This window comes from Silicimonas algicola, from assembly GCF_003970735.1.
GTDB classification, from domain to species: domain Bacteria; phylum Pseudomonadota; class Alphaproteobacteria; order Rhodobacterales; family Rhodobacteraceae; genus Silicimonas; species Silicimonas algicola.
The window spans coordinates 1,450,571-1,469,821 of sequence record NZ_CP034588.1; the positions used below are offsets into that span (position 1 = coordinate 1,450,571).

The window sequence follows — 19,251 nt, forward strand, 5'->3', positions numbered from 1 at the left end:
GATTTCGTGTTCCCATGCGTTACCTGTTACCGCATCAGTCATGGCCACTCGCCCGCACTTTGAGCGACACACCGACCCAGCCGCGCAGCTTCTGCCCGCCGATCGACCGCATTTCCGTCGTCAGCCCGAAGCGGCGTAGCTTGCCGGCAAGCCCTTTCTGCGCCCCGACCATTTCGCCCGCCTTCTCGGCATAGGCTTTCCAGGAAGCGAAGAGGTCTGCCGACGATGTGAAGCGGTGAGGATTGCCGGGCTCGAGGATGGCCACTTCGCCGAGCCACTGCCCAACGAAGTCCTGCTCCGAGAAATATTCGGCGGTAGCGTCCAGGACGCTTTGCGGGCGCTTAAGGCCGTTGGCTTGCCAGTCGAGGCAGCCGTCAATCATCCACCGCAATATCTGCGGGTGTTCTTTGCGCAGCTTGGCCTCGAGGTCGGGATCCGGCTTTTCCGGGCGGCGCGTGAAGGGAACGATATTGAACCGGCGCCGGGCGGCGTCATCAACGCTCTGAAGGGCCGGCTGATGGTTTCCGACGATCAGAAGCTTGAATTGAGGAATGAAGGTGAAGGGGTCTTTGTGCATAAAACGTGCTGTCACCGGGTCGCCGCCTGTCAAAGTCTTAATGCGCGCTTCTGCCCATGCGCGTCCTTCGTCGGTCTCGGAAGCGGTGACCAGCCTGGCGCCGCGGAGGTATGCCAATTCAGTCGAATGGCGGTCCTGCCTGCTCGATATGAATGTCTCCATTGCTGCGTGGGTGGCGTGATCGCCCATGATATTCGCGGCCGTATTTTGGAACACCGACTTGCCGTTTCCGCCGCCGCCCCAGGCGAAGATCAGGGCATGTTCCGTCGTAAATCCGGTGAGGGAATACCCGAGGAACCGCTGCAGAAAGCCTTTCATGTCGTCGTCGCCGCCGGTCGCCTCGCTAAGGAAGTCATCCCACCGCGGACAATGGGCCGTCTCCGCAGGCGCGACTGACGTAAGGCGGGTTATCATGTCGCGTGGGTCGGGTTCACGCGGCTTGCCGGTGCGCAGGTCGACGGTCACGCCCGGACAGCCGAGAAGCCAGAGGTCAGTATCGAAATTTTCCTGACGCACCGACAGTGCCGGATCAGAGCGCGCCAGCCGCTCGACACCACTTACGAAGGAAGACGAGCGATATCTGGTGCGCTTGTTCGAATTGATCTTGAAAGAGACGGTGTTGACCAATTCCCGAGCGGCGAAAGTGGTGCTCTGGGTGTGATCGAGTTGCCAGCAGTCGCCAACGTATACGAACCATTTTCCGGCGTCATTGTCGTAAAGGCGGTATCCAGCCTGCATCTCGGCGAAGGCGCGTGCGACACCGTCCTCTGAGAGGTCGACGTCGCCCGGCGTCATATCGAGGTCCGCGATCGTCATCTGCGAGTCTCCGCCAGGTTAATGATCTCCGCGCTCGGCATCTCGCAATCGTGCTCGCGAGCGTAGGCGAGGGCGAATGTCAGGGCTGCGCCACGAGACTTGAAAGCAGCGGCGGCCCAACCAGAGTCGCGGTGACGGTCCCAGTGCATCACAACATAGGAATGCTCGCCGTCCCAACCTCCGATGATTTCAACTTCGCCGCTCATTGGAGATGCCTCGCATCGGAATGCGTCACCATGCTGAGGTGCTGTCCGGCGCGGGCGCATTGCGTCGCCGCGGCCGACAGGGCCTCCTGGGCGTACATCGGTCCGTTAATCTGGCATTGTTCGCCGACGACAAAAGCGACGAAGAAACCTCTGCGCGTTTGGACAATCTCCATCATGCGGATACCTCGCGTCTTTCCTTGGCGTCACGCTTCTCGCGCCATTCGATCATCACCGCGCGCCCAGTTGGCGTGTCGAGGATCGTGGGCACCTCGGGAGGTGCAACGTCGTTGACGGCCGCCTCTGCCGTCCAGGCGGCGTGGGTTTCGGACTGCGAGCGAAGCGCCGCGAACGCCAGGCCTGCGCGCTCGCGCTCGCTCAGTCGCGCTTCGATCAGGGCCGAGAAGGCTTCCCAGCCCTCCATATCATCGAGGGTCAGGGCGTAACCCAGGGCGCGAGAGGCGGCCTTGTGCGCCGGCTTCATGTGGCGGGAGAGGGTGGAAGTCATCTAGAACTCCCATTCCGCGAGGCCATCGCTGCCGAGGACGTGGGCCATCGTCACGGTCGTGACGGTCATGTCGGCCTTCCAGGCGATCGCCATCTTTCGCGCGAAGTCCTGCGCCTCGTCGCGACTGTGGAAGGATTTCAGCGTCTCGAATGCGGCAGAGCGCCGGACGTCGAAGCGGGAGTATTCGTTCATTGTGCTCGAACCTCGTTATTGCCGAGGGCGCGCTGATCAGGTATGATCCAGAAGTCCCTGAAACTCCGTGGAAACCCGTCGCGCATGTCCCTGCCGGCGGGTTTTCGTTTAGGCGGTCTCGGCCTGCTTCTCCCAAGCCTCGATGTCGGCGAGTTTCCAGCGGGTGCACCGCTCGGACAGCTTCACGGGCTGGGGAAAGTCCGGCTTTGTCCGCGCCCAGTCCCACGGCGTCGTGCGCGTGACGCCCCAGCGGGCGGCGAGGAACCTGTCGTTAACGTAAGTCACTTGGCGGCATCCTTTGCGGTCTAAGGGGACGCCGGTGTGAGAGTTTGGCGTCCGCTGGTTTCGGTCGGATGCCGTTGTGTAACTTTGGATGTCCGCGTCCGGACGACTACAAATAAACCCGCTTTCTCAGCTTATTTGAGAGCCCGCGAAATGTATTGCTGTCTGCCGGTCCCAACCGTTTCGGTGGGAAACATCAGACCAGGGTATTGGCGCTCGATTCCCTCGACTAGGCGAAAAAAGGGCCCCGTCCCGTTCCTCGCAGGCGACTTTCCCTCGGCCCGAAGAAACTTGGCCAATTCACTGATTGCCCATTTGAAGCTGCGCGACGCCTGATAGGGCCGTGCGGTGTCTGATCTTTCCAATAGCGCCACCCATGTGTGTAGATCGCCAGAATTGACTTCACGCTTCATGCGATGCTCCAACGATTGCAGCAGCCCCGTTTGATCTGGAAAGGCCAAAAGAGCCAAGCGAAGCCTCTTGGCTGCATCCCTCACCTTCTTAATGTCCGCTTCCGTGAACCGCTTCCGCGGATTATCGACGTCGACAATCCGAAATCTTAGGAGGTTCGCTGCCTCGCTGACGAAAGTCGGAGGAGCGATTTCGTCATAGGCTTGTATGTATGCCGCCTCGATGTGCTCCGGCAGGATGTCGCGGACAAAACCGCCGTTATGGGTAAAGGCCAGCGCGGGCTTCCCTCGCGTTTGAGTCATGCTCCGATCCTTACGACCTTGCCGCACGCCTCGCCGCTCAGAAATCCGGCCCACGCGTCCATCATCGCCCGCCGCCGCTCGAGCATGTCAGTCCGGCGATAGGCCCGCTCGACTTCCGATCCGACCGTGTGTGCCAGTGCGATTTCGGCCATGTCCCGGGGATAGCCTCGCTCGGCCGCCCAATCGCGGAACGTGCTGCGCAGACCGTGAGGCACCGCGGGGCGCTGCGACCTGGCGTCGAGATAGCCGCCTTCCCGCGCTTCGTTGATCCGGCGCATAGTGGCGCTCAGGGCCATGTCTGAGAGCTGCCCGCCGCGCGGCGCCGGGAAGACAAGATCCGTGCCCTCGAAACGCTCCATGTCGTTGAGCAGCGCCACGGCGGCGGGCGAGAGGGGAACCCGGTGATCCGCGCCTGCCTTCATGCGTTTGCCCGATATAGTCCAGACCTTCTCGGCCGTGTCATACTCGGCCCAGGTCATGCCGCGAACCTCGCCCGATCGCGCTGCGGTCAGGGCGACGAATTCAAGGGCGCGCGTTGCGAAGCCGTTTCTGGCGCGCAGGTCGGCGAACCATGCCGGCGCATCGGCGAGGGATAGGGCAGGGCTGTTCTCCGCGCGCGACCTTGCCGGGCTTCGGCAGGATGGCGTCCAGGTTTCCCTTCCATCGCGCCGGATTGTCGCCCGTGCGGTGTCCCGCCACAGTCGCCCAAGCGAGGATCGACTCGATCCGGCCGCGAAGCCGCGAGGCCGTCTCGGTCTTGGTCGTCCATATTGGCTCGAGGACACGAAGTACGTCCTGCACCTTGATGTCGTCCACCAGCATGTCGCCGATCTTCGGCGCGGCGTAGGTGTCGATCGTGGCGCGCCATTGCGCCTTGTGCTTTTCGTTGCGGAATTCGCCGAGCTTCGCCGCGAGGAACCTGTCGGCCGCTTTTGCGAACGTCAGCCCCCGCTTCTCTGCGGCTGCCAGCGCGGCCTTAGCGGCGCGGCGTTCCTCCAAGGGGTCAACGCCCTGCCAAAGCTTGTCACGGGCGTCCCTGGCGCGCTCACGGGCGCCTGCGAGGGTCACATCGGGGTAGGGGCCGAGGCCGAGGTGACGCCGCTTGCCCTTGGCGCTGTATCGAAGCAACCATGAACGCGCGTCGGTCGGGGTGATCTGCAGGAGCAGACCGTCGACACCGCCAACAGCGAAGGTCGCATTGATTCCCTTGCCGGGGTGCGCGAGGCGCTTCACTTCTATGGCGGAGAGTTCTTTTGCCTTTTTGGGCACCTGAGTTCCTACCTGCCAAAAGCTGTCCGATTGCACCATATTCAGGCCGACGCTATCCGACAACAGAATTTCGTATAGCCTTGATAAATAAGGGGCGCGGCAGACTTACTCCGACGCGCCCCGACACTAGAATTGCGGACACCCCTTCCGCCAATAAAGGCAGTCGCTTAGAGATGGATCCTGTCGCTCGCCGCTAGCCTGTTGCGAATTCGCCAGAGTTTGCCCTCGCATGACCCCGTCGCTCCTCATCAGGGACACCCGAACGTCTCGTTCAGGTTGAATTTTTGTCTGCCGACGGTGATATACGCCAAAGAGGGAGATACGCGTGAAGCACGGACCGGATCTGAGGCATCGCCGATCGTCTCTTGCACTCCCCATCCTGCGAACGACAAGGGAGCAGCATCGAGCGGGCGGGCTGTCGATCGGGGGTCTTCTGACGGCGCTTGGGGACTCGTCGTTCGGTTGGGCGATCGTTCTCTTCGCCCTGCTGACGTTCCTGCCGCTCCCTCCGGGATCCTCGCTGGTAACGGCTCTTCCGCTGCTGGGGACGACGCTCCAGATGACGCTCGGCTACCGGCACGTAAGGTTGCCCTCGCGGCTGGCTCGGGTCGAGCTTGACCCGAAAAAACTGCGGCGGACCGTTCTGAGGCTCAGACCCGTGACCAGAAGGCTGGAGAAGGTTCTGTCGCCCCGTTTCCCGGCGCTGTTCGGCCGCTCGAACCAGCGCCTTCTCGGAACGGTGCTGTTCGTGATTGCCTTTGCCCTGTTTCTGCCGGTCCCCGGGAGCGGTTGGTTTCCCGCGATCTCACTTCTTGCGGTCGGCATCGGGCTCGTCGAGCGGGACGGGCTTACGGTCATCGCAGGGGTCGTGATGGGCCTCCTGTCTGTCGCACTGACGGCTGCCATCCTGGTCTCCCTTGCATCGGGAGCAGAGGCCATCATCACCTAGCTTCCGCGGACGGAATTAAGGAAGACGCCATCGCGGTGAGCCTTTGGCCGCCCGGCCACGACTTCCACGAGTCGGGACGTGCGACGCGCGCCACGACCGCACCTCCCCCTTGAACAGCACCCTCGGCAACGATAGCGTCGCCGCATCCTGCCATGCAGGGCAATGTTCGGTGACCGGGCCCCTCTGGCGGAAGTGGCGGCGCTTCCGTGATGTCGGCACCGCGATTCATTCCAGCCGCCTGGAACTTGACTCCCCATGTCGACCTCAATGACCCTCTTCCGGGGGTGCGCGCGATGACCTCTGCCACGTCATGGCTGCGCTACTTCCGCTGGGCCTTCATCGTCACCGCACTCGGGCTTCTTCTGGGCGGCTTTCTCGGCTGGCAGATGACCGGCACGCTCGGCGGTACGCTCACCATCTTCTTCATCTGCTGCGTGCTTGCGGTTCTCGAGATCTCGCTGTCCTTCGACAATGCGATCGTCAACGCGAACAAGCTGAGGGATATGCGGCCCGAGTGGCAGCGCCGCTTCCTCACCTGGGGCATCCTGATCGCCGTCTTCGGGATGCGGATCGTCTTTCCCCTGCTGATCGTGGTCATCGCCGCAGGGATCGGCCCCTGGCAGGCTCTGGTCCTCGCTGCGGTCGAACCCGCCGAGTACTCCCGCATCATGCAGGAGGCGCATCTGCCGATCGCGGCCTTCGGGGGCACGTTCCTGATGATGGTCGGCCTGAGCTTCTTCTTCGATCACGAGAAGGACGTCCACTGGGTCCAGTGGGTCGAGCATCGGATGGCAAAATACGCCACCATTCGGGGTGTCGAAGTGACCGTCGTCCTGGTACTGATCCTGATCTTCTCCCGTCTGCAGGAGCCTCCGGAGGAGCGTCTCTTCTTCAGCGCGGCGATCTGGGGACTTCTGACCTTCCTGCTGGTCGAGGTCCTGGGCGGACTGCTCGACAGCACCCAGGAGACGCTGAGTACCGCCGCCAAAGGGGGAGTGGGGGCCTTCCTCTATCTCGAGGTGCTCGACGCGTCGTTTTCCTTCGACGGTGTGATCGGAGCCTTCGCCCTGACCCAGAACCTGTTCATTATCGCCATCGGTCTGGGGATCGGGGCCATGTACGTGCGTTCCATGACCATCATGCTCGTCGAGAAGGGCACGCTGGCGCAGTACCGCTTCCTCGAACACGGCGCCTTCTACGCCATCATCGCCTTGTCGGTCGTCATGTATGCGCAGTCGCTGGTTCACGTCCCGGAAGTGATTACCGGGCTCGGCGGGGCCGCTCTAATCGGCGTTTCTCTCTGGTCCTCGCTCAGGTGGAACCGATTGGTGCAGGGTCCGGCCCACTCGGGCCAAGAGTAGTATGCACCGCAAGAACGGCGGACAGGAAGAGGCTCGCCCGTGCCGCCGCACGAGGTGGCTCCAGGCAAGGACGTCTCGGATTTGGCTCGCCTCACCGGAGACGCTGCAAGGATGTCAGACTTCGCGCCAGAACAGCGGCATGAACAGCACGAATACCGTCAGCAGCTCAAGACGACCAAGGTACATCCCGAAGGCCAGGACCAGCTTTGCGGCGTCATCGAGGGGCTGGAAGTTGCCCGCCGGACCGATGATCGATCCGACGCCCGGGCCGACGTTCGCCACAGCCGTGAGAGCCCCGCTCGCTGCAGTCTGGAAATCGAGACCGATGACCGAGAGCGAGGCAGCCAGAAGCACGATCGTTCCGAAGTAGAGGGTGAAGAACGTAACGACGCCGGACATCACGTCGTCTTCGATCACCATGCCTTCGTAGCGGGCGGCCACGATAGCGTGAGGCGAGTGGATGACTTGTACCTGCCTGCCTGTAAGCCGGAAGAAGACGATCCAGCGCATCATCTTGGCCCCGCCTGCCGTGGAGCCGGTGCATCCCCCGACCGCGGTCAGAAGGAAGAACACGGCAACCGCGAACGAGCCCCATGTGGTGTAGTCCGTGGTGGCATATCCGGTGGTCGTGACGACCGAGACGACATTGAAGATCACATGCCGGAAAGCCGTCTCGAACGGTTTGTCCGAAACATTGACCAACCAGAGCGTCAGCAGAAGACTGATGCCGAGAACGAAGAGCACAAGATGCCTTACCTGCTCGCTGGCCACCTTGCGCCGCACGGCGGCTCGAATGTACCAGGCGAACGGCAGGGCGCCGCACAGCATGAAGACCGTGGCAGCGTATTGAAGGAAAGCGCTGTCGAAGTGTCCGAAGGAGGCATCGTAGGTCGAATAGCCCCCCGTCGAAAGCGTGGTCATCGCGTGCGTGGTGGCGTCGAACAGGGACATGCCGCCGATCGCGTAGACGATGGCACACAGGCCCATGAGGGCTGCATAGGCCACGACGGTCGCAAGCGCGAACCGCGCGGCGTTGGCCATCTCCTTGTCGCCCTTCTCGGAGCTTTCCGTGCGAAACAACTGCATGCCGCCGACTTTGAGGATGGGAAGCAGGGCCACGCCCGTCACGATGAAGCCGATCCCCCCGATCGCCTGAAGGACCGCCCGCCAGAGGAGTATTCCGTGCGGCGTTGTATCGAGGCCCGACATGATCGTGGACCCGGTTGTCGTGATGCCGGACATCGCCTCGAAGAAGGCATCGGTCGCCGACAGACCCCACAAGGCCAGCGGCACCGCGCCTGCGACGGCTGCGTTCATCCAGATACTCGAGGTCAGCAGAAAAGCGTGGATCGGCTTCAGGCCACTATCCGGTCGACCATTCGCGATCATGACGAACCCGCCGACAAGACCGACCATGAGGGCCGCCCGACCGAAGACGGACCGCGTCTCGGGATACATGACGGCAATAAGCCCCATGATGGTCGAAAGCGCGAGCAGGAGCGCACCGTTCACGAAGATGACGAACTTCACGACCTGGAACGGGCTCCGCTGTTGCAGCCTCGGCTTTATCGGCTGCAGGATCAGGAAATTCAATGCCCGCAGCGGAGACCGGACGTCGTCTTCGCGCACCGGTGCGTTAAAATTACCGCCGCGAATGCGTAGCTGTTCGGAAACGGGGTCGGGAGACCGGAATGCCGCCAGCCGCCAAACTTCTTCTCTGCTTGGACAGGGCGTGGAAGGTCATCCCTGACACAGGTGTCGACAGAAATGCTCCCAGCACTACCTCACGGGCGGGATCGCGTACTTCCTCGTGCTCGTTGGGGTTACCTAAAGTGCTGAAAGGACGACACTACCTGGTGCTGTGCGCCGCCATGATCTCGACACCCGCACACGCCATCGATCATTGCGGAAATCGGAAGCCTGTGACCTGCGTGGAAGACGGGCAGACCGTTTGGCTGCGAAGCGAAGCTTTTCGTTTTCAGGGATACGAGGTTCCCCGCACAAGCGGCGCGCTTTGCGGCGGTAGCGCAGAGGCCGAGCTTGGAAGAAGAGCGGCCGATCGGCTGGTCGACATATTGAACAGCGGTGGCCTCTTCATGCACAGGACTGGTGAGGATGAGGAAGGGAGAACCCTTGCGAAGCTTTTCGTCAGCGGCAGGGACGTTGGAGAGATCATGGTCGCGGCGGGTCTGGCGCGCAGGTTGCCGAATGGTCGGAAGTTCTGGTGCAGGTAACGCCATGGCCGCAAATTCCGTCCGACTGGTTTGAGAATTTCGGTCGCTGAACTAGGTCAGGTCAGGTGGACAATCCCTCGCAATCCGGGCGGGAACACATGGACGGCAGTCCTATTGGTCCCGACGGGCTCCGGTTCGATGGAGACCGCATTTTCGTCGTGACCTCTAAGGTGCGCTGAAGGAGATGGTTACAATGTCCAAGGTAGATCCGTGACGGCGCTGCCCGACGCATTCGGCCCCGAGTTTACCGGCTGGCTCGATGTCATCTTCCGCCTCGTTGCGGCGACGCTTCTGCCACTCGCGCTTGGCATCGAACGTTTCCTACGACGCAAGCCGGTGGATTTTCGCCCCTTTGTCATCGTCTCCATCGCCGCATGTGGATTGCTGATCGCTTCGATGGAATTGCTCACCGACACCGCAGATCCGCAGGGCAGGATCGATCCGACACGGGTCGTCCAAGGGGTCATCACGGGAATAGGCTTCTTGGGTGCCGGTGCCATGTTCCGGGACGGAGACTTCGTTCGAGGGGCGGCATCCGCTGCAAGCATTTGGAGTGCCGGCGCAATAGGACTGGTATGCGGAATGGGGGAGATTTGGCTCGCGGCGATCGTAGCCGTAATCACGCTGTTATTGATGACGGTCGGGGAACCCATGACGGAGAGATGGCACGCGGGCAATGACGATGGTGATAAATAGCCATCTCGGCAAAGGGCGCGAGAGGAGCGGCGCGCAAATGGCCTCTTGTGCATTGCCGCAGCCGTTCACGGGCGCCGCACCGAGTTTCCCCCGGCGATGATCGCGTTGATCAGATCCGCGACGGCGTGATGCCTTAGCGTTTCAAGTTCGGTGCCGACGGCATTCTCATGAGTAGAGGCTGCGTCACGGAGAATGCCCAGGATTTCGTGCTCTGGCAGCAATCCACGATCGTTCATGGCAAGCAGGAGCGCCTCGCAGATCGAAAGGGCGGCGGAACCTGCGTGCTCACTCGACGTGGTCATCTGGTGTCTCCTTTCAATCGTACCGTAGCGGGGCAAACTGCCGAATTGATGTCTCCGTGCTTTTCGCAGGAATTGCCCTATGCTGGACTGATCGAGAGCAGTCTCGGATCCCATTTCTGCTCAACGACCTCATTTGGACGGGAGGGTTATGAAGCCAGTCGAGACCAGCCCTCTCACCCGCAAGCTTTCAGCCTTCGTCGCTTTGTCGGAGATCGAATTGGGTGCGCTCGAACGGCTGCACCAGCGTCGCAGATCCTTTGCCGCGGGCTCCGACATGGTGCATCAGGGTCAGTCGGCGCAGGCCGCCTACATCCTGTCGGCTGGTTGGGTCTGTTCCTACAAGCTTCAGCCCGATGGGACGCGGCAGATCGTGGATTTTCAGGTGCCGGGAGACTTCTTGGGTTTGCGGAGCGTTCTCCTGCGCACGTCGGACCACAGTTTCGAGCCGATAGTAGACGTACAGGCTGCCGAGGTCCTGACGAGCGATCTTCTCGAGGCGTTCGCGCAGACTCCCCGCCTGGCGACGGCCATTCTCTGGGCTGCGTCGAGGGACGAAGCAATGGTCGTGGAGCATCTGGTCGGGATCGGCCGGCGCGATGCAGTTGCCCGCATGGCGCATTTCCTGCTGGAACTGGGAGCGAGGCTGGCGCTGGTCGGCATGGGCAGCAAGGAGGGGTTCGGCTGCCCGCTGACCCAGTATCACCTCGCCGATGCGTTGGGGTTGAGTGCGGTCCATGTAAACCGCGTCTTGCGGCAGCTTCGCGAGCAGGGTCTGGTGACCTTCCGCGACGGCCACGTAACGCTTCACGACTATGCCGGGTTGGTCGCTCTTGCAGACTTCGATCCCGCATATCTGGATCAGACCGGGCCGCTCCTGACCTGAGAGGGCCGCCCTCGATTGCTCGCCAGGCGACCCCGTGGATCAGGTCAGACGCTGGGCGTCACGCAAGCGCGTGGGTCGCCGCATCGAGTTCCTTGTTCGTGTCGGCGTCGTTCTTCGCCGTGTGCGCCTTCTCGGCGGCCTGGTAATGCTTCAAAGCCGCGTCCTTCTTCGGGCCAGTGGGCGCCTTGTCCCACGCTGCCTTGACGGACTTCATCTTGTCGGCTGTCTTGTTCTGTTCGGGAGTCATTTGGAATGTCCTTTCATGGACGTTCCGAGAATAAGAAGCGCGTGAACATGCGGACGATTTGAGCGCCGCAGGCTCACACGCTTCTCGAGTACTCGGAATGTTCGAGCCGCCAAATATCGGCGGCCTCACGTCCACCTATGCGATGTGCCATGCCCCTCGCACTGACTCAGGTTAGTCCAGTCTCGGACAGACGGGCTTATCCGCCGCTGCCGTGCAGGACGGCGACCAGGATCTGGATCAGGACCAGGACGAGCGCGAGGACCGTCAGGATCGTTCCGCCGGACAGCCCTCGGCTCTGGCTGGCTGTCGAGCCTGAGGGGACGAAAGAGCGGAGCCGCGACGATTCCGGAAGCAGCAAGCTCAGTTCCCGCCCAACCTGCCCATGAGCGTTCCCGAGTGCGGGCACGTCCTGGAACCTCGACAAGAGAAGCCCAAGCCTTGTGCCCGCCGCGTCTCGGCCCAGTGCGACGAGTTCGGCGGTCTCATTCCAGGGATCGAGACCGATCCGGGCAAGCATCGAGAATACCGTGACGACGGTTCCGTTCCGATCCTTGCCGACGGTGGCGTAGAGAAAGCGTTCGAACTCTCTTGGGTGCGGGTAAAGAACGCTGGGTCCGGCCATTGGCAGTATGCTCCATGATCTAGGGTCAGCTCGAGGGGACAGCCGTCGCGACGCACGCAATCCGGGAAGCGTGCCGTGGGGACCACGAGCCGATGTCGCCGACCGTACTCGCGTCTCTGGCCCGGCGCCCTTACACAGGTCAGTCCCGCGTCCCTGGGGCAGCAAGGGCAGGCGCCGTGGAATGACGATCCGCGGAGGTAGCTAACCTGGGTCAGCACGCGGCGCGAGATATCGGCTTACAAGAGGAAATCGGTCAACCGCACTGGCCTGACAACGATCTCCTCTCCGACGAGGACGAACGAACGCCATGCCCTAATCGCGGAGGCTTTGACACGACCATGCGGTCTTCGACAGCGAAGGTAACTTTCTCCAGCCCGTTTTCCCTGCCAGGGATTTCTCGCGAACTCCCGGCCGGCGACTACGAGGTGGTTGTCGAGGAGGAACTCCTTCTGGGGCTCACTTTCGAGGCTTGGCGGCGGACTGCGACCTATCTGACGGTCAACGGCAGGGGCAAACACTCGGGACGCACCGAGTTGCACGCGATTTCCGACAGCGACCTGAACATGGCGCTGAAGCGGGATGCGGCCGTGAACCTGAACATCGACGACAGCGACACGGCAATTTCTTTGCAGGAGGACTCGAAATGAACACCCCCGAATGGCTCAAACCCGGCATCTATGGTGCGCTCTGTGGCGCGGTGCTGGTCGGTTTTGCCGGTTTCACGTGGGGCGGCTGGGTGACCGGCGGAACCGCGAATGAAAGGGCGATGAAGATGTCACGAAACGATGTCGTGGCGTCCATGGTTCCGGTTTGCCTCGAGATGGCCGGGTCCGATCCGGCACGGACAGAGAAGCTGGAAACGATCCGGGCCGCATCGAGATATCAGCAGCGCGATGCCGTCATGGCGGCGGGCTGGGCGACAGTCCCCGGAAGCGATGCACCGGACCGTGACATCGCGCAAGCCTGTCTCGCGGCCCTCGAGCTTTGAGCGAGGGACCGACATGCCGCGCCCCGTCACTCAGGCAGGAACGGACCGTGGGGCAGCTAGAAACTCTGCCTGCGTCCCCGTCAGATACAACCGATCCTGAAAGGCGCGTAGGCGGCGATAAACCAATGAGACATATGGCACGACTACTCTCTCAGCTGGTGTTTGTCGCTGGTGTGGCCGCGTTCTTGGCCTTTCCCGTCTCGGCGCAGGATGGCACCGGCCCGACGCCGCAGAACGCACAGCCGCGCGGCTATGGCGGCGGCTGGGACTGCGATCTCGGTTTCCGGGTAGAGGGCGCCGAATGCGTGGCTCTCGATATCCCCGAGCATGCCTATCCCACCGGGCGCGCCTATGGGACAGGCTGGGACTGCGCGCGCGGGTATGAGGACGTGAACGGAACGTCCTGCACGCCCATCCCGGTGCCCGATAATGCCTTCCTCCGGTCTTCCGGCTACGGCTGGCAGTGCGAACGCGGGTTTCGGGAAGAGCGCGACGTATGTGTGCCTATCGCTGTCCCCGAGTTCGCCTATCTGACAGACGAAGGCTCGGGGACGGGTTGGACCTGCGACCGCGGCTATACGGCTCTTGCGGGGAGTTGCCTGCCAATTGCAGTCCCAGCAAACGCCTACCTGACCAACTCGGATTTTGGCGCCGCTTGGGCTTGCGAGAGAGGCTTCGTCAAGATCGAAGACCGTTGCGACGCCATCATCTTGCCTGCCAACGCCTTTCTTGACCAGGCCTCCTATGGACCGGGCTGGAGCTGTGAGCGCGGATACGAGCCGCTTAACGGCGCCTGCGTTGTCATCGATCTGCCGGAGAATGCTTATCTCGACCGATCCGGCAACCAGTGGAGCTGCGATCTTGGATTTCAGCTTTCCGGCGCGGCATGCATCCTTGGAAGGTGAAAGCTGCAAGACGGTGCACGGGCGTGTGTCCGGCCTGCGCGTCAGCATAGGATGTCGTCTGCAATACAGCTTCCCGCAGCCGACGCCGCTGATCGCGCTGCTGAACGTCCACTATTCTCGCTTCGGCGATCTGGAGCGCGCCGACTATCTCGTCACGTCGCCGAGCGTGCCGCTCGAAAGCTACCGGGACGGCTTCGGCAACTGGTGTACGCGCCTTCTGGCTCCGGCGGGCGACTTCCGCCTGTCGACCGATGGAATCTTCCGCGACACGGGCCAGCCTGATCCCACATCCCCAGGCGCCTGGCAGCACGCGGTTCAAGATCTGCCTGCCGAGACGCTCGTGTTTCTGCAGGGAAGCCGGTATTGCGATACCGACCTCCTTTCCGAGGAAGCGTGGCGACGTTTCGAGATCACCGATCCCGGATGGTCACGCGTTCAGGCGATCTGCGATTTCGTGCAGGGGCATGTCCGCTTCGACTACATGCAGGCGAAGGCGACGCGCACCGCCTCGCAGACCCTTGCCGAGCGCCAAGGTGTCTGCCGCGATTATGCCCATCTTGCCATCGCCTTGTGCCGATGCATGAACATTCCGGCCCGCTACTGCACCGGATATCTGAGCGACATCGGTGAGCCTCTGCCGCATCCGCAAGGTGACTTCGCGGCGTGGATGGAGGTCTTTCTTGCCGGTGAATGGCACGTGTTCGACCCGCGGAACAACAAGCCGCGGTTCGCGAGAATTCTGATCGCGCGCGGCCGAGATGCCGCCGATGTCCCTTTGACCCAGACATTCGGGCAGAACACCTTGACGGAATTCAAGGTCTGGACGGATGAATTGGCCTGACTGACGCCTTGCGTCGCGTCGTTCCGTCGTAAATGGGCTCGCCAGTGCCTATGTACGTACTGCCGACGCCAAGCATCCGGGTCCGACACGGACCTTGAGTTGTCGCCGGCCAATCAAAGGATCGTGGACATGAACTTCAGGGACCTGACTGCCAGGGCTGTGGCCGCAATAAAGCGCAAGCCTGTCGAGAGCGCGAAGACCCCTCTCAAGGGGAAGGAATCCAGGGCCGCCGGCAACGAAGTGCCAGCGAAATCCAAGACATCCTGAGACTTGCACAGCCACGCACGCCATTCCCCGCGCGGACGCGGACCACATAAATCAGAAACGGAGAGGATGACGCCGATGGAAGATCTGACGAGCAAGACCGTTGCCGTGTTTTCCCGACCGTTCACCGTTCCAAGCTTTGCCGAGACGCTCCCGGCGGGAGAATACGAGATCGAAACGGAGCTGGCTTCACCTTCGGATCGACAGGATCCCGCAGCCTGGAAAGCCTCCGTCCTCGTGACGCTTCATCCCCGGATATCGCATCCCGGGCTTGCGCGGACATTGACCATTTCCCTTGCCGATCTGGACCATGCACGCGCCAGGGACAAACTGACGGGCAGGGCGCTGTCCGATTTCTTCCTGGATGAAATGCTGTCAGACCAGATGGTACGTCTGGTGATGAAGGCCGACGGCGTGTCCGAGGAACATCTGCGAAATCTCTACACAGCAGGCGGGACGCCAGACCCCGATCTTAAGGTGCCGACTTCGAAGACGACCACTCAAAGGGCGCGGGACGATGCCTCGATCCGGGCCGCGGAGAACGAAGGCATGCCTCCAAGACCGGCGACACGGTCGCCCTCGCGCAGTCGCAACGGGGCGGGACAGACCTGATGACGACCGAGGCCATCACCAAGGGTGCGGCGCAAGACATCGCGGCCTCGAGGGGCGTGATCGACGGACCCCGAGAGCGCCAATGCCTGCGATGCGGTGCATCGTTCTGGAGCGAAGGCTTCGGAGAGCGGATATGCCGTCGCTGCAAGGGGACAAACGCGTGGCGAAACGGCGTGCCTGTCAGCCCGGGCGCATCTCGCCGACGCTGATGCTCGAGGCCGTCGGATAAGCCACCTTCGACCGGGCAGATACCCTCTGTCATCGCAAGGTGAAAAGCAGGGCGATGCCGCTCAGGTAGACGACGGCCACGGCAATCGAATCGAAGCCGACGCCTGCCACGGCAGGGTCCCGCCGTTCTATGAGCCCCACCATGTAGATCGCGGTGACGAGGATCCCGAGGACGCCGGCGAGGATCGAAAAGCGGTCCATCTCGCCCAGGACGGCGGGACCGACATAGGCGAGGTCCACCAGGAGGATCAGCGCGATGTCGAAGAGGTTGGTGCCGAGGATGTCCGACACGGCCATGACATACCGCTTGAGCCGCATCGCGGCGATCACAGTCGAGACTTCGGGCAGCGACGTGGCCACCGCGACGAAGACAGCGCCGAAGAAGCTCTGGCCGAGGCCCGTGCCCTCGGCGAGCGTTTCGGCGGTCGACGCCAGAAGCCAACCGGCCGCGAAGATCGCCGCCGCCACTCCGACCGTATGCAGGATCAGGGTCGTGGTGCCGTAGTTCGGCGCCTCGACATCGGGCAGGTCTTCCGACGGGGGTTCGCCCACCACTTCCCAGTCCAGACCGCCCTCGGCTTGCGACAGCAGGCGCAGCGCGACGAGGAAGACCGCGAAGATTGCCCAACTCCACAGCCCTGCGCCAAGGACGGCCACGTCGCCGACCGCGACCGCGGCAACCACCATCGCCATCAGCACGACGCCCATCGATCCCTGAAGCAGGACCACCGGATCGGGCACCGCGCGCGTCAGGGCGCCACGGCGAAAGATGGCGTCGGCCAGCGCGAGGATCGCGACCTGCATGGTGAAGCCGCCCAGCAGGTTGTTGACCGCGAGAGGCCCGTTGCCCGCCAGTGCGGCGCTGCCTGCGACAGCGATTTCCGGCAGAGAGGTGACTCCGCCCAGAAGCAGCACGCCGATCGTGGCCTGGCCGATGCCGGTCCGCCGGGCAATCGCGTCGGCCAGCCGCGACAGCCGCGTCCCCGCGATCCACACTACGACTGCCGCGCCAAGAAACAGGGCAGCACTTGCCCAGAGTGGCAGGGTGCCGATCCAGCCGGTCACACGACCACGCGGGACCAACTCCCGTACTTGTTGCGGACAGGTCCGCGGGGCAGGCTCACGACCATCAGAGCCAGCCCGGCCAGGATGTCGGCGCCGCTTTGCAGCCAGGTGGCGTCCATCACGAAGGCGCAGATCACCAGTGCCGCGCCGAGGCAGACGTTGAGGAACCTCGCCGCGCGGATGCTTTCTGCCATGGCGGCGACGGCAATGGTCACCGCGAGGGCGCCGATCAGGTGATCGGTGTTCGCGAGCGCGCCTTCGGTCCCCAGGGTAAGGCGCGTGAACATCAGCCAGATCCCGATCGCGGCGCCGGCGGCCAGACCCCAGGTCGCGTTGACGCCGCCGCCCAGCATATCGCGGACGACCACGCCCGGCAGCCTCTCGAAGCTCTCGTCGACCCGCTCGTCAGGTCCGTCGTCCGTGTCGCCTGCCAGCAGGACGCGCAGGATCGGAGCGCCGGCGCGCTTGCGGCGGCCAACGAACTGGCAGGTCGCGATCAGCTCATCGACCGCGTAGGGAATCTGGACCAGCATCGCTGCGGCGGTGATGAGGCACAGCGTGCACCACGTCCCCAGCAGGATGGGCTGGATCACGATGAAGGTGATCGAGACCACGCCGAGAGGCACGATCATGATGCCGAAGATCAGCACCAGCCAGGGCATCGTCCGCCACCGCCGGGATGACCCGACGAGCCCGATCAGGATCTCCAGAAGATAGGTCAGCGCCCCCAGTCCCGCATCCGGCACAGGCCAGGCGCGCGATATGTCCGAGGTGATGATTTCCTCGGTGCCGGACCGCGGATCGTCCGGACTGCCGGCGAAGAACGGCTCCCACACGCCGTCGACGTGGCCCAGCTGGTACGCAGCCAGGTAGCGCGAGACGAAGAGACCAACGAAGGCGAGGGCGATGACAGGTATCCGCTGCGTCCAGTCGGATGGCGAATAGTCCCAGCCCGGCGGGATTGTGGGTCCTGTGGTCGCAGCCATCGTGCCCACGCCCGGCGCGGGCCGGGTGCAGACCGCAAGAGCAAAGATCACGGCCCCGGCCAGCGTGCCGTTCAGGTAGGCGGCTGCGCTCTCGGTCCAGAAGACCAGGGGCGCCGTCATGATCCATGCCGCCACCGCCGCCACGCCCCACCGCACGAGCGCCGCGCGCCAGGACAGCGCCAGGAAGCTTAACACCATGACCAGCAGGCCCGAGACGACATCGCTGATCGTCATGCCGGTCTGTCCGGCGTAACCGAGAAGGAGGGGCGCGGTGATCATCCATGCGCCAAGACCGATGTTGAGGAACTGCGCCCACAAGTTCCGGGCGTGGGCCGCCCGGAACTCCGTCTCGTGCCGCAGCCGAAGGTCTTCGGGATTGCCGCGGTCCTCCGCCTCTTGCAGCCACGGCGGCTTGGTCAGCCCGTTGGCGTCGTACCACCCCGCCGGATCGGACTTGAGCGCGGCGATCATCGCGGGCAACTCCTCGCGCAGGCTGTGGCGCGGGGTCCAACCCAGGAGATCCTCGGCCCGCGAGATGTCGAGCTCGTAGTGGTCGTCCGCCATGCGCACCATGAACGGCTTGATGAAGGGTTCCTCGCCCTGGTCGAAATCGTCCGGCACGACTGGCTCCGCCTTCTGCTGGAGCCATGCCCCGGCCGCCGCGATCGGCTTCGGGACCGACAGCGTCTTCCAGTCCTCGGTGCCGTGGATCAGAGAGGCGATGCGTCTCTGAAGCGCGTCGTACCCCATGGCCTCGCGTTCGCCGATCAGGATCGTCACCTCTTCGGGCAGCTCCGCCCGGCGGTCGACGGTGCGCACGAAGGCCTCCAGCATGTCGTCCTTGTGCAGGAAGGACTGGCCGGTCGATAGGTCGCCGGAATAGGCGTGGGACTTCGGGTTGCGTTCGTAGATCCGCCGGATCTGTTCGGCCAGCGTCGGGACCGCGGTCTGTTCGTCGTAGAGGCCCGCAAGGTGCAGCAGCGCATAGGGGATCGTCCCGTGCTCCTCTCGGATCACGTCCTCGGTCCGCGCCTTCGAGGCGGGATAGGCCCAGCCGGGCTCGACGGGCGTGTCCTCGGTGATCGGGATTCCTGGCGCGCCGGGGCGGTGCACCAGCATGGTGCCGGAATAGACGAACCTCCCCACCCGGAAGCGCTGCAATCCACGCAGCAGGTTACGCGTGCCCTCCACGTTGACCTTCTCGTAGAGCGGGTTCTCCTCGCCGGAAAAGTCGAAAAAGGCGGCCAGATGGATCACGGCGGCAAGACGGTCGCCGTGCGTCCGGCGGATCTCGTCAAGCGCTTTATCGACTGATGAGCCGTCGGTTATGTCGAACGCCACGATGCCGTCGGCCTCTTCCAGATCGAGGCCAATCACCCGATAGCCATCGCTCAATCGCCGCGTCAGCGCCGAGCCGAGACTGCCCGCCGCCCCGGTGATGAGCACGAGGGGGCGTTCCGTGCTGTCCGCGTCCTCCGTCAGCATATCACGGCGACGATCCGGAATTG

The 19,251-nt window shown here is 63.2% G+C and carries 25 protein-coding genes; 10 read left to right on the forward strand and 15 right to left on the reverse strand.

All coding sequences use genetic code 11. From position 1 onward, the window contains the following. Positions 1-34 precede the first annotated feature (34 nt). The 9 genes from EF888_RS07295 to EF888_RS22515 form a co-directional block, all read right to left on the reverse strand. Complete coding sequence (locus tag EF888_RS07295; protein ID WP_109760118.1) at positions 35-1,393, reverse strand: phage/plasmid primase, P4 family; 1,359 nt, start codon at positions 1,391-1,393, stop codon at positions 35-37. Further along, entirely contained in the window at positions 1,390-1,599 is a 210-nt protein-coding gene (locus tag EF888_RS07300; protein ID WP_109760117.1) for a hypothetical protein, read from the reverse strand. Before EF888_RS07300 ends, EF888_RS07295 begins: the two co-directional genes overlap by 4 nt. Then, positions 1,596-1,775, reverse strand: a complete 180-nt coding sequence (locus tag EF888_RS07305; RefSeq protein ID WP_109760116.1) for a hypothetical protein — start codon at positions 1,773-1,775, stop codon at positions 1,596-1,598. The genes EF888_RS07300 and EF888_RS07305 overlap by 4 nt, the downstream gene beginning before the upstream one ends. Then, on the reverse strand, positions 1,772-2,104 hold the full coding sequence (locus EF888_RS07310) for a hypothetical protein (protein WP_109760115.1): 333 nt from the start codon (positions 2,102-2,104) through the stop codon (positions 1,772-1,774). The genes EF888_RS07305 and EF888_RS07310 overlap by 4 nt, the downstream gene beginning before the upstream one ends. Further along, positions 2,105-2,296 carry a hypothetical protein gene (locus tag EF888_RS07315; RefSeq protein WP_109760114.1) on the reverse strand — a complete coding sequence of 64 codons (192 nt, stop codon included), beginning with the start codon at positions 2,294-2,296 and terminating at the stop codon, positions 2,105-2,107. A gap of 108 nt (positions 2,297-2,404) precedes the next feature. Continuing rightward, complete coding sequence (locus EF888_RS07320) at positions 2,405-2,581, reverse strand: helix-turn-helix transcriptional regulator (protein WP_109760113.1); 177 nt, start codon at positions 2,579-2,581, stop codon at positions 2,405-2,407. A gap of 131 nt (positions 2,582-2,712) precedes the next feature. Further along, positions 2,713-3,291, reverse strand: coding sequence for a hypothetical protein (locus EF888_RS07325; RefSeq protein WP_109760112.1), 579 nt, complete (start codon positions 3,289-3,291; stop codon positions 2,713-2,715). Next, complete coding sequence (locus EF888_RS22510) at positions 3,288-3,770, reverse strand: tyrosine-type recombinase/integrase (RefSeq protein ID WP_338143053.1); 483 nt, start codon at positions 3,768-3,770, stop codon at positions 3,288-3,290. The genes EF888_RS07325 and EF888_RS22510 overlap by 4 nt, the downstream gene beginning before the upstream one ends. A gap of 43 nt (positions 3,771-3,813) precedes the next feature. After that, positions 3,814-4,560, reverse strand: a complete 747-nt coding sequence (locus EF888_RS22515) for a tyrosine-type recombinase/integrase (RefSeq protein ID WP_338143054.1) — start codon at positions 4,558-4,560, stop codon at positions 3,814-3,816. A 325-nt stretch (positions 4,561-4,885) separates the two neighbouring features. Here EF888_RS22515 and EF888_RS07335 point away from each other — a divergent pair, with 325 nt between their 5' ends. Together EF888_RS07335 and EF888_RS07340 are read left to right on the forward strand one after the other, a co-directional pair. After that, positions 4,886-5,509: an exopolysaccharide biosynthesis protein gene (locus EF888_RS07335; RefSeq protein ID WP_109760111.1), complete on the forward strand. Its 624-nt coding sequence runs from the start codon at positions 4,886-4,888 to the stop codon at positions 5,507-5,509. 293 nt (positions 5,510-5,802) lie between these two features. Next, positions 5,803-6,870, forward strand: coding sequence for a DUF475 domain-containing protein (locus EF888_RS07340; protein WP_109760141.1), 1,068 nt, complete (start codon positions 5,803-5,805; stop codon positions 6,868-6,870). A 114-nt stretch (positions 6,871-6,984) separates the two neighbouring features. On the opposite strand, the gene EF888_RS07345 is transcribed toward EF888_RS07340, so the two are convergent. Then, entirely contained in the window at positions 6,985-8,499 is a 1,515-nt protein-coding gene (locus EF888_RS07345) for a TrkH family potassium uptake protein (protein WP_241239833.1), read from the reverse strand. A 242-nt stretch (positions 8,500-8,741) separates the two neighbouring features. Here EF888_RS07345 and EF888_RS22570 point away from each other — a divergent pair, with 242 nt between their 5' ends. Both EF888_RS22570 and EF888_RS07355 read left to right on the forward strand, forming a co-directional pair. Then, positions 8,742-9,104 (forward strand): thermonuclease family protein, encoded by a 363-nt coding sequence (locus EF888_RS22570; protein WP_164721606.1) that lies wholly within the window; start codon positions 8,742-8,744, stop codon positions 9,102-9,104. 210 nt (positions 9,105-9,314) lie between these two features. Then, the gene (locus EF888_RS07355; RefSeq protein ID WP_206508453.1) at positions 9,315-9,800 is read left to right on the forward strand and encodes an MgtC/SapB family protein; all 486 of its coding nucleotides are present in this window, start codon (positions 9,315-9,317) and stop codon (positions 9,798-9,800) included. A gap of 65 nt (positions 9,801-9,865) precedes the next feature. Here EF888_RS07355 and EF888_RS07360 read toward each other — a convergent pair whose 3' ends face one another. Then, on the reverse strand, positions 9,866-10,102 hold the full coding sequence (locus EF888_RS07360; protein ID WP_109760109.1) for a hypothetical protein: 237 nt from the start codon (positions 10,100-10,102) through the stop codon (positions 9,866-9,868). A 148-nt stretch (positions 10,103-10,250) separates the two neighbouring features. Here EF888_RS07360 and EF888_RS07365 point away from each other — a divergent pair, with 148 nt between their 5' ends. Then, positions 10,251-10,985 (forward strand): Crp/Fnr family transcriptional regulator, encoded by a 735-nt coding sequence (locus EF888_RS07365; protein ID WP_109760108.1) that lies wholly within the window; start codon positions 10,251-10,253, stop codon positions 10,983-10,985. A 58-nt stretch (positions 10,986-11,043) separates the two neighbouring features. On the opposite strand, the gene EF888_RS07370 is transcribed toward EF888_RS07365, so the two are convergent. Both EF888_RS07370 and EF888_RS07375 read right to left on the reverse strand, forming a co-directional pair. After that, a complete protein-coding gene (locus EF888_RS07370; RefSeq protein ID WP_109760107.1) occupies positions 11,044-11,232 on the reverse strand; it encodes a hypothetical protein in 189 nt (62 codons plus the stop codon). A gap of 196 nt (positions 11,233-11,428) precedes the next feature. Beyond that, positions 11,429-11,854: a hypothetical protein gene (locus EF888_RS07375; protein WP_109760106.1), complete on the reverse strand. Its 426-nt coding sequence runs from the start codon at positions 11,852-11,854 to the stop codon at positions 11,429-11,431. Between the two features lie 338 nt (positions 11,855-12,192). Between EF888_RS07375 and EF888_RS07380 the strand changes: the two genes are divergently transcribed. The 5 genes from EF888_RS07380 to EF888_RS07400 all read left to right on the forward strand — a co-directional run bounded on the left by EF888_RS07380 (position 12,193) and on the right by EF888_RS07400 (position 15,464). Next, the gene (locus tag EF888_RS07380; protein WP_109760105.1) at positions 12,193-12,501 is read left to right on the forward strand and encodes a hypothetical protein; all 309 of its coding nucleotides are present in this window, start codon (positions 12,193-12,195) and stop codon (positions 12,499-12,501) included. Beyond that, entirely contained in the window at positions 12,498-12,842 is a 345-nt protein-coding gene (locus EF888_RS07385; RefSeq protein ID WP_109760104.1) for a hypothetical protein, read from the forward strand. The genes EF888_RS07380 and EF888_RS07385 overlap by 4 nt, the downstream gene beginning before the upstream one ends. Before the next feature lie 134 nt (positions 12,843-12,976). Then, entirely contained in the window at positions 12,977-13,747 is a 771-nt protein-coding gene (locus tag EF888_RS07390; RefSeq protein WP_126918534.1) for a hypothetical protein, read from the forward strand. 88 nt (positions 13,748-13,835) lie between these two features. Then, positions 13,836-14,588 carry a transglutaminase-like domain-containing protein gene (locus EF888_RS07395; RefSeq protein ID WP_206508501.1) on the forward strand — a complete coding sequence of 251 codons (753 nt, stop codon included), beginning with the start codon at positions 13,836-13,838 and terminating at the stop codon, positions 14,586-14,588. A gap of 342 nt (positions 14,589-14,930) precedes the next feature. Then, complete coding sequence (locus EF888_RS07400; RefSeq protein ID WP_109760101.1) at positions 14,931-15,464, forward strand: hypothetical protein; 534 nt, start codon at positions 14,931-14,933, stop codon at positions 15,462-15,464. Between the two features lie 258 nt (positions 15,465-15,722). Here the strand turns inward: EF888_RS07400 and EF888_RS07405 are convergent, their stop codons facing one another. Both EF888_RS07405 and EF888_RS07410 read right to left on the reverse strand, forming a co-directional pair. Further along, entirely contained in the window at positions 15,723-16,757 is a 1,035-nt protein-coding gene (locus EF888_RS07405) for a sodium:calcium antiporter (protein WP_109760100.1), read from the reverse strand. Further along, complete coding sequence (locus tag EF888_RS07410; RefSeq protein WP_109760099.1) at positions 16,754-19,228, reverse strand: vitamin K epoxide reductase family protein; 2,475 nt, start codon at positions 19,226-19,228, stop codon at positions 16,754-16,756. The genes EF888_RS07405 and EF888_RS07410 overlap by 4 nt, the downstream gene beginning before the upstream one ends. Positions 19,229-19,251: the final 23 nt, after the last annotated feature.